At 74.4% G+C, this 12,800-nt stretch carries 13 protein-coding genes; 2 read left to right on the top strand and 11 right to left on the bottom strand.

The features are described from left to right. Positions 1-24 precede the first annotated feature (24 nt). The 11 genes from EV384_RS20790 to EV384_RS20740 are packed head-to-tail and all read right to left on the bottom strand — an operon-like array spanning position 25 to position 11,112. The gene (locus EV384_RS20790) at positions 25-531 is read right to left on the bottom strand and encodes a hypothetical protein (protein ID WP_130335778.1); all 507 of its coding nucleotides are present in this window, start codon (positions 529-531) and stop codon (positions 25-27) included. 16 nt (positions 532-547) lie between these two features. Continuing rightward, positions 548-1,351 carry a hypothetical protein gene (locus EV384_RS20785; RefSeq protein ID WP_130335776.1) on the bottom strand — a complete coding sequence of 268 codons (804 nt, stop codon included), beginning with the start codon at positions 1,349-1,351 and terminating at the stop codon, positions 548-550. Then, positions 1,348-2,583 carry an MCE family protein gene (locus tag EV384_RS20780; protein WP_165440000.1) on the bottom strand — a complete coding sequence of 412 codons (1,236 nt, stop codon included), beginning with the start codon at positions 2,581-2,583 and terminating at the stop codon, positions 1,348-1,350. The genes EV384_RS20785 and EV384_RS20780 overlap by 4 nt, the downstream gene beginning before the upstream one ends. Continuing rightward, positions 2,580-3,992: an MCE family protein gene (locus EV384_RS20775; RefSeq protein WP_130335772.1), complete on the bottom strand. Its 1,413-nt coding sequence runs from the start codon at positions 3,990-3,992 to the stop codon at positions 2,580-2,582. The genes EV384_RS20780 and EV384_RS20775 overlap by 4 nt, the downstream gene beginning before the upstream one ends. Next, positions 3,989-5,233, bottom strand: a complete 1,245-nt coding sequence (locus EV384_RS20770; RefSeq protein WP_130335770.1) for an MCE family protein — start codon at positions 5,231-5,233, stop codon at positions 3,989-3,991. The genes EV384_RS20775 and EV384_RS20770 overlap by 4 nt, the downstream gene beginning before the upstream one ends. Next, entirely contained in the window at positions 5,233-6,216 is a 984-nt protein-coding gene (locus EV384_RS20765) for an MCE family protein (RefSeq protein WP_130335768.1), read from the bottom strand. Before EV384_RS20765 ends, EV384_RS20770 begins: the two co-directional genes overlap by 1 nt. After that, on the bottom strand, positions 6,213-7,247 hold the full coding sequence (locus EV384_RS20760) for an MCE family protein (RefSeq protein ID WP_130335766.1): 1,035 nt from the start codon (positions 7,245-7,247) through the stop codon (positions 6,213-6,215). The genes EV384_RS20765 and EV384_RS20760 overlap by 4 nt, the downstream gene beginning before the upstream one ends. Further along, entirely contained in the window at positions 7,244-8,530 is a 1,287-nt protein-coding gene (locus EV384_RS20755) for an MCE family protein (protein WP_130335764.1), read from the bottom strand. Before EV384_RS20755 ends, EV384_RS20760 begins: the two co-directional genes overlap by 4 nt. Positions 8,531-8,532: 2 nt before the next feature. Then, a complete protein-coding gene (locus EV384_RS20750; protein ID WP_130335763.1) occupies positions 8,533-9,336 on the bottom strand; it encodes an MlaE family ABC transporter permease in 804 nt (267 codons plus the stop codon). Position 9,337: 1 nt separating this feature from the next. Then, the gene (locus EV384_RS20745; protein WP_130335761.1) at positions 9,338-10,108 is read right to left on the bottom strand and encodes an MlaE family ABC transporter permease; all 771 of its coding nucleotides are present in this window, start codon (positions 10,106-10,108) and stop codon (positions 9,338-9,340) included. After that, positions 10,105-11,112 (bottom strand): ABC transporter ATP-binding protein, encoded by a 1,008-nt coding sequence (locus EV384_RS20740; protein ID WP_130335759.1) that lies wholly within the window; start codon positions 11,110-11,112, stop codon positions 10,105-10,107. Before EV384_RS20740 ends, EV384_RS20745 begins: the two co-directional genes overlap by 4 nt. 164 nt (positions 11,113-11,276) lie before the next feature. On the opposite strand from EV384_RS20740, the gene shbA reads away from it, so the two are divergent. Both shbA and EV384_RS20730 read left to right on the top strand, forming a co-directional pair. Beyond that, positions 11,277-11,855: an RNA polymerase sigma factor ShbA gene (gene shbA, locus EV384_RS20735; RefSeq protein ID WP_130335757.1), complete on the top strand. Its 579-nt coding sequence runs from the start codon at positions 11,277-11,279 to the stop codon at positions 11,853-11,855. Further along, positions 11,852-12,715, top strand: coding sequence for a hypothetical protein (locus EV384_RS20730; RefSeq protein ID WP_130335755.1), 864 nt, complete (start codon positions 11,852-11,854; stop codon positions 12,713-12,715). Before shbA ends, EV384_RS20730 begins: the two co-directional genes overlap by 4 nt. Positions 12,716-12,800: the final 85 nt, after the last annotated feature.

The raw sequence follows: 12,800 nt of genomic DNA, 5'->3' as shown, positions 1-12,800 counted from the left end.
AGGCAAGCGGACGACGCTCCGGCGTCAGATCGCTGTCGCCTTGACGACCTTCCATTCCCCGTGGACCGGGACCATGGTGAGCACGACCCGGTTCTGGTCGACCTTCTCCCCCGCCGTGCTGACGTTGCGCCGGTACTGGTTGAGGTAGACGAGCAGTTCCACCCGGTCGGTGCCGGCGGTGACCACCCCGGTCGCGGAGACCTCGGCCAGGACCACCGCCTGCTGTCTGGTCGCGGTCTGCTTGAGACTGGCGGTGGTCCGGGCGTACTCGTCGGCGAAGTCGCCGGTGGCGAAGGTGCGTCCGTTGGCGACGCTGTCGTCGAAGGTGCGGTAGTCGTACGAGAAGATCGCCTTCGCGGCGGCGGGCGCGGCGGCCAGGGCCTGGCGGACGGCGCGGTCGCGCTGGCCGGCGCGGTGGTCGCCGGACCAGCCGGCGGCGGCGACGGCCGCCGCGACCAGGAGCGCGACGACGAGCGTCGGCAGCAGCGGGGGACGTCCGGGCCGTCGGCGCAGGACTGTGGGGACACGCATGGGACTCCTCCTCGGGTCAGCCGACGAACTGCAGGCGGGACACCAGCCAGTCGCCGGAGTCCTTGTCGCGGACCAGGTCCACCTGGATGCGGTAGTGCGACGGGCGGCCGTCGGGTGCCTTGACGTTTCGGACGGTGGCGTCGACGGCGACGAGCACGACGGCGTGCCGGCGGTCCCCGGAGACCAGCCCGGCGCGCAGCACCGACCCCTGCGACTGGACCTTGTTCTCCACCACCGCCGTGCGCACCTGCGCCTGGCCGCGGGTGAACTCGTCCCGGAAGTCACCGGTGGCGCCGGCGACGATGCGTTGCAGGTCCCGGTCGACGCTGGCGGCGCTGACCGAGACGAAGTTGACGCTGGCCTGCCGGGCGGCGGCCACGGCGTCCCGCCGGGCCTGGTCGGTGGCCCGGTCGACGTACCAGCGGTGCCCGTACACCCCGGCCGCCGCGAGGGCGGCGGCGAGCAGCACCGCGAGCAGGCCGGCCAGCGCCCGTCGGCGACCCGGCGGACCGGCGTCGTGGTCGGCGGCCTCGGCGGTCCGTGCCTTCGTCCCCGTTGGAGCTTCGTCGGGGTCCGGCAAGTCCTCGACCTCCGCCGGGTCGCCGAGCGCGGTCAGGTCACCGGGCTCGGTCGGGTCGTCGACCGGTTCCCGGTCGAGGCGTTCGAGCACCTCCTCGATCGGCTCGGCCGGTCGGGGCACCGGACGGGTGACGAGGCGGCGTCGGGTGGGCGTCGGCCCGCCGGACTTCGCTCCCTTGATCACTTTCAGGGTGGTGTTCCTGCGGTTGGGCACCGCCACCTCCTCCGGTACGCCGGTCACGGGGTCACCCCGGCGAGCAGCAACTGCTTCCATGACTGGTCACCCGCGGTCCGGTACTGCCCGCCGGTCCCGCCGAACTGCAACGGTCGCCCGTCCGGGCCGAGCACCAGGCCGGTCGCCGGGTCGTACCCGCCCGGGCCGGCCTGGTTCGACGGGGCGGGAGCGGGCTCGCGTCCGGACGGTCGCGGCGCATTCTGCGCCCCGCGTACGCCGGCGCCGGCGGCTCGCTCCTGGGCGCTGCACCGGGTGCCGCCGCCGCGATAGACGCAGGAGGGCGGGTCGTTCACGTTGACGACGAGGCCGAGGTGAGCGGTGCCGTCGCCCGGGGTGACGGTGAAGCCGCCGGCCACCGCGACCGGGTAGACCACCAGCAGCTGCTCGATGCCGGGCAGCCGGCGGGCGGCGATCCCGTTGACGGTGACCAGGTTGCCGAGCAGCGTGCCGATGCTGGGTTCCAGCCCGCGCAGCAGGGCCTGCAGCTCGGCGCCGGCCGGCGGGCCGGTGGCGAGCAGCCGGCGCAGGTCGGGATCGGCGGCGCGGACGGTGGCGGCGAGCTGCGCCAGGCCGGCGGACCAGCGGCGCAGCGCCTCGGCGGACTCCGCCTGGGTGGTGAGCACGGTGCGCCCGTCGCGGATCAGCGTCAGCGTCTCGGGCAGCCGGGCGTCGGCCTCGGCGAGCAGCGCGTCGCCGGCGTCGAGGATCCGCGCGAGGGCCCGCTCGTTGCCCTCGAACGCGGTGCCCAGCTCGCTGATCAGCACGGTCAGGTCGTCCGGGTCGATCGAACGGACCAGGGCGTCGAGGTTGGTCAGCAGCGTCTCCGGGGCGAGCGGGACGCCGGTGCGGTCGACCGGAATGACGGCGCCAGCGGCGAGGAAGGGGCCACCGTCGCGTTCGGGTCGCAGGTCGAGGTACTGCTCGCCGACGGCGGAGCGCTGGGTGACCACGGCCCGCAGGGCGTCCGGCACCCGTACGCCCCGGTCGATCCGCAGGTCGGCGCGGACGCCGTCGGCGCGCAGGGCGACGGCGGTGACCCGGCCGACGGGGACCCCGCGGTAGGTGACCGGGGCGTTGGCGAAGATGCCGCCGGCCCGGGCCAGGTCGACGTGGACGACGTAGCCGCCGCCGAAGAGCCGGTCGCCGAGGCCGACGTAGCGGAATCCGACGTAGCCGATGCCCAGCACGCTCACCAGCACGAAGGCGATGACCTGGAGCTTCGCGGTGCGTCCGATCACGGGATCAGCCCTCCTCCCAGGACGTCCGGCAGGCCGCCGACCTGCCCGGTGATCGCCCCGGTCACCGGCAGCACGCACTCGGCGGTCAGCACGGTGCCCGACGGCAGTTCGGTGCCGGCCGGGAAGACCGTGCCCGGCGGCACGAGCCCCTTGGGCAGCAGCAGGCCGCCGAGGGGCACCGCCGAGCCGGGCTTGAGCAGCACGCAGCCCTCGGGCAGCCCGCACTCCTTCGGCGGCGTCCAGCGGTCCGGGAAGTCCTTCGGGTCGGGCAGGCACTGCGTCAGCGGCAGGTCGGGGAGGCCGGTGCCGCCGGGCAGGCCGCCGGGCGAGGGCTTCGTGCCGCCCGCGGCGGGCGGCCGGGGCGCGGCGGGGGCGTTCGGCCGGGTGGCCGGCCGGGCCGGGGCCGGGGCGGCGGCCACCAGGTTGGCCAGGATGCTGGCGGCGTCGAGGTCGGCGGTGACGGAGAGGTTGACGAAGTCGCCGACGATCGCGCCGGTGACGTTGGGCGGGAACGGGTACGACAGCATGAAGTCCAGCGACTTCGGCAGGTCGTCGCCGGCCCGGGCGAGCTGCTCCAGGATCGGTTGCAGCGCCTTTACGCTGGCCAGGGTGTCGTCGCGGCTGCGGTCGACCACCCGGCTGCCGACCTCGCCGAGTTCGCCGAGGGCGGTCAGCGCCCCGGTGAGCTGGGCGCGTTGCTGGGCCAGCACGGTCAGGCCGGGGGCGAGGGAGTCCAGCGCGTCGCCGACGACCTGCCGCTGCCGGTCGAGCCGGCCGGTCAGCCGGTCGAGCGCGTCGATGGCGCGGACGATGTCGGTCTTCTGGCGGTCGAGTCCGCCGATGAAGGTGTCGAGCTGCCGCAGGGTGTCCCGGACGTCGGGTTCGCGGCCGTCGAGGGCCTTGCCGAGCTCCTGGTTGATGGTCCGCAGCTGGGCCAGGCCGCCGCCGTTGAGCAGCAGCCCGAGGGCGGCGAGCACCTCCTCCACCTCGGCGCCCCGGGTGGTGCGGGAGAGCGGGATGACATCGCCGTCGCCGAGGCGCCCGCTGGCCGGCCCGGTGGGCGGCGCCGCCACCGTCACGTACTTCTCCCCGAGCAGGCTGCTCTGGCGTACGGCGGCGGTGGCGTTCGCGGGCAGCCGCACCGCGCGGTCGATGCGCAGCCGGACCCGGGCGTGCCAGCCGGCGAGGGAGATCTTCTCCACGGTGCCGACGGTCACGTCGTCGACCTTGACGGCGGCCCGGGGCACCAGGTCGAGCACGTCGCCGAACTCGGCGGTGACGGTGTAGCCGTCGCCGGCCGGCGCCCCGCCGGGCAGCGGCAGGTCGGCGAGCTCGGGCAGCCCGCAGCCGGCGGGCAGCAGCGCCGCCACGACGACGCCGGCCAGCATCCGCAGCGCCCGGGCGGTCATGCCGGGCCCCGCAGGATGCCGCCGAGCGTCGGGTCGCTGGTGCTGGTGGAGCCGCCCGGCGCCTGGTCGGCGGTCGGCGCACCGGGGGAGCTGATGGAACCCGGTGGGGACCCGCCGGCCGCCGGGGCGCCGGGCGGCAGCTTGAGCAGCTTGCGCAGCTGGTCGGTCAGGGGCAGGCCGCGGGAGCGCAGGGTCTGCGCCAGCGCGGTGCACTTCGCCGGCACCTGGCCGGCGGGGAGCTGGTCCACCATCAGCGAGCAGACGAAGGTGGCCGGGTCGTAGGGGCCGAGGGCGTTGTCGCGGGTGTCGAGGGTGCCCGAGCGGGGGTTGTAGGCGAGGCTGAGGTTGTTCACCGCCAGCGGCGTCACGTCGAGGATGTCGATGACCGCCTGCTGCTGGCGGACCAGCACGCCGGTGATGTCGGTCAGCGCGGCCACGTTCGAGGCCAGCGCGGTGCGGTTCTGCCGCACGAAGGTGGTGACCTCGGCCAGCGCGGCGGAGAGGTTGCGCAGCGCGGCGGCCAGCTCCTCCTTCTCGCCGGCGAGCTGCTCGGCCACGTCGGCGAGCTGCTGGTTGAAGCCGCGTACCTGCTGGTCGCTGCGGGCCAGCGCGGTGGTGAAGCGTTGCAGGTTGGCCACCGAGCCGAAGAGGTCCTGCCGCCCGTCGGCGAGGGTGGTCAGCGCGCGGGACAGCCCGTCGAGAGTGTCGTGCAGGTTGCCGCCGTTGCCCTCCAGGTTGGCCCGGCCGGTGGCCACCAGGTCGGAGAGGGCGCCGTCGGCGTTGGCGCCCTGCGGGCCGAGGGTGCGGTTGAACTCGTCGAGCGCCTGGTAGATGTCGTCGATCTCCATCGGGGCGGCGGTCCGCTCGACCGGGATCTGGGCGCCGTCGGCCAGCGCCGACCCGCCGGTGAACGCCGGGGTGAGCTGGACGTACCGGTCGCTGACCACGCTGGGCGGGACGATCAGCGCCTGGGCGTCGGCGGGGACGTCCACGGTGGGGTCGTAGCGCATCTCGACGCGGACGGTGCGGCCCTGCGGGGTGACCGCCTCGACCTCGCCGACCCGGACCCCGAGCACCCGCACGTCCGAGCCGGGGTAGACCCCGACCGCCTTGGTGAAGTACGCGACCACCCGCCGCTGCGGTGGCTCGTGGCGCCACAGCACCACCCCGGCGGCGACGGCGGTCAGCAGCACGGTCGCGGCGGCCAGGGGGCGGCGCCAGCGCTGGATCGGGCCGGGCATCAGCGTCCTCCCGTCGTGGGCAGGTACGGCTGGAGCAGGCCGTCGACGTACGAGTCGAACCAGCGGCCGTTGCCGACCACGTTGGCGAACGCGGTGACGAACGGGGCCATCCGCCGGACGGTCTGCTCCAGGTCGTCGCGGTTGCGTTGCAGGATCGCCACCACGTCGTGCAGCTTGCGCAGCGCCGGTTCGAGCTGGGCGCGGTTGTCGGCGACCAGTCCGGAGAGCTGGACGCTGAGGTCGTTGGTGCCGACGAGCAGCCGGTGGATGGCGTCGCGGCGGCGGCTGACCTCGGCGAGCAGCTTCTCGCCGTCGGTGACGAGCTTGCGGAACTCCTCGTCGCGTTCGGCGAGCACGCCGGTGACGTCCCGGGTCCGGGCGAGCAGGGTCCGCAGCTCGGCGTCGCGGCTCGCGACGGTCCGGGACAGCCGGGACAGCCCGGTCAGCGAGGTGGTGACGCTGGCCGGGGTGTCGGCGAAGGTCCGGGAGAGGGTGTCGAACGCCTGGGCGAGCTGGTCGGTGTCGACCTTGTCGAGGGTGTCGGCGAGCCCGGTGACCGCCTGCACCACGTCGAACGGGGCGGCGGTGCGGGCGAGCGGGATCTGCCCGTCCTCGGGCAGCTTTCCCGGTCCGGCCGGGGACAGGGCGAGGTACTTCTGCCCGAGCACGGTCTTGATCCGGATGGTGGCGCCGGTGTCGCGGCCGAGCCGTACGCCGTCGTCGTCGACCCGGAACCGGACCCGCACGTACGGCTGGGCGCCGGGGGCCAGCTCCACCCCGGTCACCGCGCCGACCCGGACCCCCGCGACCCGGACCTCGTTGCCGGTGGCGAGGCCGCTGGCGTCGTGGAACGCGGCCTGGTACGTGCGGCCGGTGAGGGCGGCCAGCCGGTCGAGCTGGAAGGCGCCGAGCAGGGCGGCGAGGATCAGCGTCAGCGCGGTCGCGCCGACGACGACCGGGTTGCGTTCGCGGAAGGGTTTCACTGGCTGCCTCCGGTGGCGCAGCGGGCGGCGGGGGCGCTGAAGGTGGCCGGGTTCAGCGGGGCCCGGCCGGCGACGGCGACCCGCCCGTCGAAGTCGCAGAGGTAGAAGTTGAACCAGGAGCCGTAGGAGGCGACCCGGGTGAGCGACTCGTAGCGCTGCGGCAGCCGGCCCAGGGTGCCGTCGATGACGGCGGAGTTGCGGTTCAGGGTGCCGGCGAGGTCGTCGAGGGCGCGGACGTCGGCGGCCAGCGGCGGTCGCACCTGACCCAGCAGCGAGGAGGTCGTGGTGGTCAGCTCGCCCAGGTTGACCAGGGCGTCGCCGATGGCGGTGCGGTCGGCGGCCAGTCCGGAGACGAACTGCTGCAGCTGGGCGATGCTCTGGTCCAGCTCCCGGTCCCGGGTGGCCAGGGTCGCCAGGACCCGGTTGAGGTTGGTGACCACCCGGCCGATCACCGCGTCGCGGTCGGCGAGGGTGTTGGTCAGCGACGCGGTGCGGTGCAGCAGGCTGGCGACGGTGCCGCCCTCGCCCTGGAGGACCTGGATGATCTCGTACGCCAGCTTGTTGACGTCGTCGGGGTCCAGCGCGGTGAACAGCGGCCGGAACCCGTTGAACAGCACGGTCAGGTCCAGCGCGGGCGTGGTCTGGGTGAGCGGGATCAGCCCGTCGGCGCGCAGCGGCCGCCCCTCCCCCGGGCCCTCGCTCAGCGCCACGTACCGCTGGCCGACCAGGTTCCGGTAGCGGATCTTCGCGCGGACGCTGGTGGCCACCGGCACGTCGCGGTCGACGGTGAAGGCCACCTCGGCGACCGTGTCGTCGACCACCGCGATGTCGCTGACCTTGCCCACCCGCACCCCGGCGATCCGCACGTCGTCGCCGGGCAGCAGCCCGGTCACGTCGGTGAACCGGGCCCGGTAGGTGACGCCGTCGGGCGGGAACGCGCCGAGGGTCTGGGCGAGCAGCGCGGTGGCGAGCAGGGTCACCACGGCGAAGACCACGAGCTTGACCAGCGAACCGGTCGTCTTCCCGGTCATCGGGCGTTCACCACCGCTCCGCGCAGCAGCGGCCCCCAGAGCAGCACCGCGATGTCGGGCACCTCCGCCGCGGGCGTGCCGGTGAGCCCGCCGACGAGCGGTTTGACCAGGGCGCTCTCCTCGCCGGTGCCGGCCCGCCCCATCGCGGGGCCGGCGGCGGGGGCGGCCGGGCCGGCCGGCGTGCCGACCGGCAGGAGTGACCGGGTACGGGTGCCGCCGTGGTCGTAGCCGTCGGCGACCGGCACCTCGGGTGCGGGCACCTTCGGGTCGGGCAGGCCCCGGCAGTCGGGGCCGTCGTGGGCGGCGTAGACCGGCTCGTCGCGGCCCCGCTCGTACGGGCCGCCGTCGCGGGTCACCTCCAGGGTGATGTGCATCCGCCCGCCGGCGAAGACCTCCTCGACCCGGGGTTGCAGGGCGACCAGGCCGTGGGCCAGGCACGGGTACTCGGGGGCATAGGTGGCGAGCAGTTCCAGCACCGGGCGGCTGACGTGGCCGAGCCGGATGAGCTGGTCGCCGTGCCGGTCGAGGAAGCCCCGGGTGGTGTCGGCGGTGTCGGTGGTGTCGGCGAGGAACGCGGCGAGCTGCGTGCGCTGGTCGGTGACCGTGGCTGCGGTGACGGTGACGTCGCGCAGCAGGGCGAGCAGGTCCGGCAGCGCGGCGTCGTAGCCGTCCAGCGCGACGGCGAGCTGGCGGACGTCCTCGGCGATGGTGGGCAGCTCCGGGTTGAGCTGCCGCAGGTACGCGTCGAGCCGGGTCAGGTTCGCCCCGAGCTGGTCGCCGCGCCCCTCCAGGGCGGTGGAGATGGCGCCGAGGGTGGCGGCGAGCTGGTCGGGCCGGATGGACTGCAGCAGCGGCAGCGCCCGGTCGAGGACCCGTTCCAGCTCGACGGCGGTGCGGCTGCGGTCCTGGGTGATGACCGCGCCGTCGCGGATCGGCCCGGCGGTGCTGGTGGGCGGGGGGACCAGCTCCACGTACCGCTCGCCGAAGAGGGTCTTGGGCAGCAGCCGGGCGGTCACGTCGGCGGGGATCCGGTCGGTGGTGGCCGGGTCGAGCGCCAGCCCGATGACGGCCCCGCCGCCGTCGCTGCGTACCGAGCGGACGTCGCCGACGACGACGCCGCGGACCTTGACGTCGGCGCCGTCGAGCAGTTGCAGGCCGGCGCGGTCCGCGTGCAGGGTGACCCGCTCGACCGGGGTGAACGCCTTGCGGTACTGCAGCACGGAGGCGGTCAGCGCCGCGGTCAGCACGGCGATGAAGACGATGCCGAGGACGCGATGTCTCATGTTCACCCCGCGATCCGGACGGTGGTCGTGGCGCCCCAGATGGCCAGGGACAGGAAGAAGTCGACGACATTGACCGCGACGATGGCGGTGCGGACGGCCCGCCCGACGGCGACGCCCACCCCGGCCGGCCCGCCCTTGGCGGTGTAGCCGTACCAGCAGTGCACCAGCACCACGATCACGCTGAAGACCAGCACCTTGCCGAAGGACCAGAGCACGTCCCCGGGCGGCAGGAAGAGGTGGAAGTAGTAGTCGTAGGTGCCGGCGGACTGTCCGAAGTAGCCGACGGCGATGGTGCGGGTGGCCAGGTAGCTGGCGAGCAGGCCCACCACGTACAGCGGGACGACCGCGACGAAGCCGGCGATCATCCGGGTGGTGACCAGGAACGGCAGCGACGGCACGCCCATCACCTCCAGCGCGTCGACCTCCTCGGAGATCCGCATCGCGCCGAGCTGGGCGGTGAACCCGCAGCCGACGGTGGCCGAGAGCGCCAGCGCCGCCACCAGCGGCGAGATCTCCCGGGTGTTGAAGTAGGCCGAGACGAAGCCGGTGAAGGCGCTGCTGCCGATCTGGTCGAGCGCCTGGTAGCCCTGCAGGCCGACCTCGGTGCCGGTGAAGAAGGTGAGGAAGCAGATCACGCCGACGGTGCCGCCGAGCACGGCGAGCGCGCCGGAGCCGAAGCTGACCTCGGCCAGCAGCCGGACCACCTCGCGCTTGTAGCGGCGCAGGGTGCGCGGCGTCCAGGCGAAGGCGCGCAGGTAGAAGGCGAGCTGTCCGCCCAGGTCGTCGAGGTAGCGCAGCACCGCCACGTCAGCTCCCCTTCTGCGGTACGACCTGGAAGTACACGGCCGTGACGACGAAGTTCAGCGCGAACAGCAGCATGAAGGTGATGACGACGCTCTGGTTGACGGCGTCGCCGACGCCCTTGGGGCCGCCCTTGGCGTTCATCCCCTGGTAGCAGGCGACGAGCGCGGCGGTGGCGCCGAAGAGCGCCGCCTTGACCTCGCCGACCAGCAGGTCGGGCAGCTGCCCGAGGGCCTGGAAGCTGGCCAGGTACGCCCCGGGGGTGCCGCCCTGCAGCACCACGTTGAAGGTGTAGCCGCCGGTCACCCCGACCACGCTGACCAGCCCGTTGAGCAGCACGGCGACCAGCACCGAGGCGAGCACCCGGGGCACCACGAGGCGCTGGATCGGGTCGATGCCCAGGACCTGCATCGCGTCCAGCTCCTCGCGGATCTTGCGGGAGCCCAGGTCGGCGCAGATCGCCGAGCCGCCCGCGCCGGCGATGATCAGCGCGGTGACGATCGGGCCGGCCTCGCGGACGACGGCGAGCACCGACGCGGCGCCGGTGAACGACTGCGCGCCGAGCTGCCGGACCAGGGAGCCGAGCTGCAGGGCGATGACCGCGCCGAACGGGATGGAGACCAGCGCGGCCGGCAGGATCGACACCGAGCTGATGAACCACGCCTGCTGGACGAACTCGCGGACCTGCACCGGCCGGCGGCCCAGGCCGCGCAGCGTGTCCAGGCAGAACGCGAAGAACTCGCCGGAGCGGCGCAGCGCGGCCACCGGGGCGCTCATCCGGCCACCTCCCGGTGGTTGCGCAGGTCCACGCCGTCCAGCTCGACGGTGGGGCGCTCCGCGTCGTGCCGGCCCGCGAACGAACCGGGCGGCGGGGTGACGCCGTGCTCCCGGCACCACTGGCCGGGTGGGCGCTCGGCCCGCCGGGGCAGCCCGTCGGAGGGCGGGAGCTGCACGGGGATGGGCGGCAGCGGCGGCAGCTCGACGCCGGCCTGCGCCTCGGCCTCGAGCTCCTCGGCGTCCTTCTCCTCGGCCATGCCGATCGGCCCGACCCGTTGGGCGTTGAGGAACTGCCGCACCACCGGTTCGGTGCTGGACAGCAGCATCTCCCGGGGGCCGAACATGGCCAGGTGACCGTGGTAGATCAGGCCGATGTTGTCCGGCACGGTCCGGGCGGTGTTGATGTCGTGGGTCACGATCAGGAACGTCGCCTCGGTGCGCTGGTTGAGGTCGATGATGAGCTGGTTGAGGTACGCGGTGCGCACCGGGTCCAGCCCCGAGTCCGGCTCGTCGAAGAGGATGATCTGCGGGTCGAGGACGAGGGCCCGGGCCAGCCCGGCCCGCTTGCGCATGCCGCCGGAGATCTCGCCGGGCAGCTTCTTCTCGGCGCCGACCAGGCCGACCATGTCGAGCTTCTCGGTGACCACGGCGCGGATCTGCGACTCGGACTTGCGGGTGTGCTCGCGCAGCGGGAACGCCACGTTGTCGTAGATGTTCATCGAGCCGAACAGCGCGCCGTCCTGGAACAGCACGCCGAAGAGCTTGCGCACCTCGTACAGCGCCCGCTCGGAGAGGCGGGGCAGGTCCCGCCCCTCGATCACGATGGAACCCCGGTCGGGGCGGAGCAGGCCGACCAGCGTCTTGAGGAAGACCGACTTGCCGGTGCCGGACGGTCCGAGCAGAACGGAGATCTCCCCCGCCGGCAGGGTGAGGGAGACGTCCGACCACACGGGCTGCCCGCCGAAGGACTTGGTCAGCCCCTGCACGGTCACCTCGACACCCATCGACCCCTCCCTCCGTCGTCATCTGGGACATCGCGGGAGCGGCCGCCGGCGCAACACCTTTCTTTGCGTCAACCCTCCGTCACCCTCGGCGAACTAGGCAAAACGGGGGTGGGCTCGATAGCGTGCCGGTAACCGGCCGGTAATGAAGGTGCCTCGCAAACGCCATGACCAGAGTGATCGAGCCAGAGCTAGTCCGTCGGGCCGCCGCGGGCGACCGGGCGGCCACGTCGGCGCTGCTCACCGAGGTACGCCCCGGCCTCGTCCGCTACTGCCGGGCCCGCCTGGGTCGCATCGGCGGCGCGTACGCCACCGCCGACGACGTCGCCCAGGAGGTCTGTCTCGCGGTGCTGCGGGCGCTGCCCCGCTACCGCGACCAGGGCTCGCCCTTTGCCGCCTTCGTCTACGGCATCGCCGCGCACAAGGTGGCCGACGCGCAACGCGCGGCGATCCGCGACTCCGCCGTCACCCCCACCGACGCTCCGCTGGAGCAGCCCGACGCCGCTCCCGGGCCGGAGCAGCAGGCGGTCGCCACCGACCTGGCCCGACGGCTGTCGGTGCTGCTGAAGAAGCTGCCGGAGGCGCAGCGGGAGATCATCCTGCTGCGGGTCGCGGTGGGGCTCTCCGCCGATGAGGTGGGCGCGATCGTCGGGATGACCGCGGCCGCGGTGCGGGTGGCCCAGTCCCGGGCCCTGGCCCGGCTCCGTACCCTTGCCGGGGACGCACTGGACGAGGTGGCGGCATGAGTGAGCGCACGCCCGGCGGCGAGGACGCGATGGATCTCGAGCTCATCGCCCGCGACGATCTGCTGCTCGACGCGCTCGGCCGGGGTGCGGAGGCGCCGGCCGACGACGACGTCGCCGCCATGCTCGCCGCGTGGCACGCCGACGTCGCCGCCGACGCACCCGAGCCGGCGGAGGTGCGGCCCCCCACCCCGACCGGGGACGGCGGGACGCCCGAGCCGCCGGTTCCCCTGCGTCCGGCCGCCCGCTCCCGCCGGTCCCGCCCCTGGGCGCTGCGCCTGGCCGCCGCGGTGGTCGTGCTGCTCGCCCTGGTGTCGGGGCTCGCGATCGGCAGCCGCAACGCCGGGCCGAGCAGCCCGCTGTGGACCCTGACCAAGCTGCTCTATCCGCAGCAGGCCGAGGTGCGCGGCGTCGAGGAGACCATCGCGCAGGCCCGCGCGGCGCTGGTCGCCGGCCGCCTCGACGAGGCCCAGCGCCTCGTCGACCAGGCCCGCCGGGAGCTGACCGCGATCACCGACCCGGCCACCGTGGACCGGCTCCGCGCGCAACTCGACGCGCTGGCCCGCCAGCTCGTCGCCGCCCGGGCCGACGCCGTGCCGCCGGCCACCGCACCGGTCTCGCCCGCGCCCTCGGCGCCGCGGCCCGGCCCCACCGGAAGCGCCGCGACGCGCGCCCCGGCGCCGCCGCCGGAGCCGACGGAGCCGGGCACCGGACCGGCGCCGGGCACCTCTCCGACCGGCGACGGTGACGACCCGGTGCTGCCGCTGCCCCGGCTGCCGCTGCCGCCGGCCCCCAGCCCGTCGCTGCTGTCGCCGCTGCCCGGCCTGCCCCTGCCCCTGCCCACCAGCGGACTGCTCGGCTGAGCGCCCGCGCCCCCGACCCGCCGACCGAGCGTAGGTTAAGTGCTCCGACGACCCCGCTGTCGGCGGCGACGATCACCGGCGGGAC

The organism is Micromonospora kangleipakensis, assembly GCF_004217615.1.
In the GTDB taxonomy this organism is placed as follows: domain Bacteria; phylum Actinomycetota; class Actinomycetes; order Mycobacteriales; family Micromonosporaceae; genus Micromonospora; species Micromonospora kangleipakensis.
This window is presented reverse-complemented; position numbering and strand designations above follow the sequence as displayed.

Excerpts from the sequence above, each read along its gene's own strand:
- EV384_RS20790 (WP_130335778.1), bottom strand. The coding sequence starts at position 531 with ATGCGTGTCCCCACAGTCCTGCGCCGACGGCCCGGACGTCCCCCGCTG.
- EV384_RS20775 (WP_130335772.1), bottom strand. The coding sequence starts at position 3,992 with ATGACCGCCCGGGCGCTGCGGATGCTGGCCGGCGTCGTCGTGGCGGCG.
- EV384_RS20770 (WP_130335770.1), bottom strand. The coding sequence starts at position 5,233 with ATGCCCGGCCCGATCCAGCGCTGGCGCCGCCCCCTGGCCGCCGCGACC.
- EV384_RS20760 (WP_130335766.1), bottom strand. The coding sequence starts at position 7,247 with ATGACCGGGAAGACGACCGGTTCGCTGGTCAAGCTCGTGGTCTTCGCC.
- EV384_RS20755 (WP_130335764.1), bottom strand. The coding sequence starts at position 8,530 with ATGAGACATCGCGTCCTCGGCATCGTCTTCATCGCCGTGCTGACCGCG.
- EV384_RS20745 (WP_130335761.1), bottom strand. The coding sequence starts at position 10,108 with ATGAGCGCCCCGGTGGCCGCGCTGCGCCGCTCCGGCGAGTTCTTCGCG.
- EV384_RS20740 (WP_130335759.1), bottom strand. The coding sequence starts at position 11,112 with ATGGGTGTCGAGGTGACCGTGCAGGGGCTGACCAAGTCCTTCGGCGGG.
- shbA (WP_130335757.1), top strand. The coding sequence starts at position 11,277 with ATGACCAGAGTGATCGAGCCAGAGCTAGTCCGTCGGGCCGCCGCGGGC.
- EV384_RS20730 (WP_130335755.1), top strand. The coding sequence starts at position 11,852 with ATGAGTGAGCGCACGCCCGGCGGCGAGGACGCGATGGATCTCGAGCTC.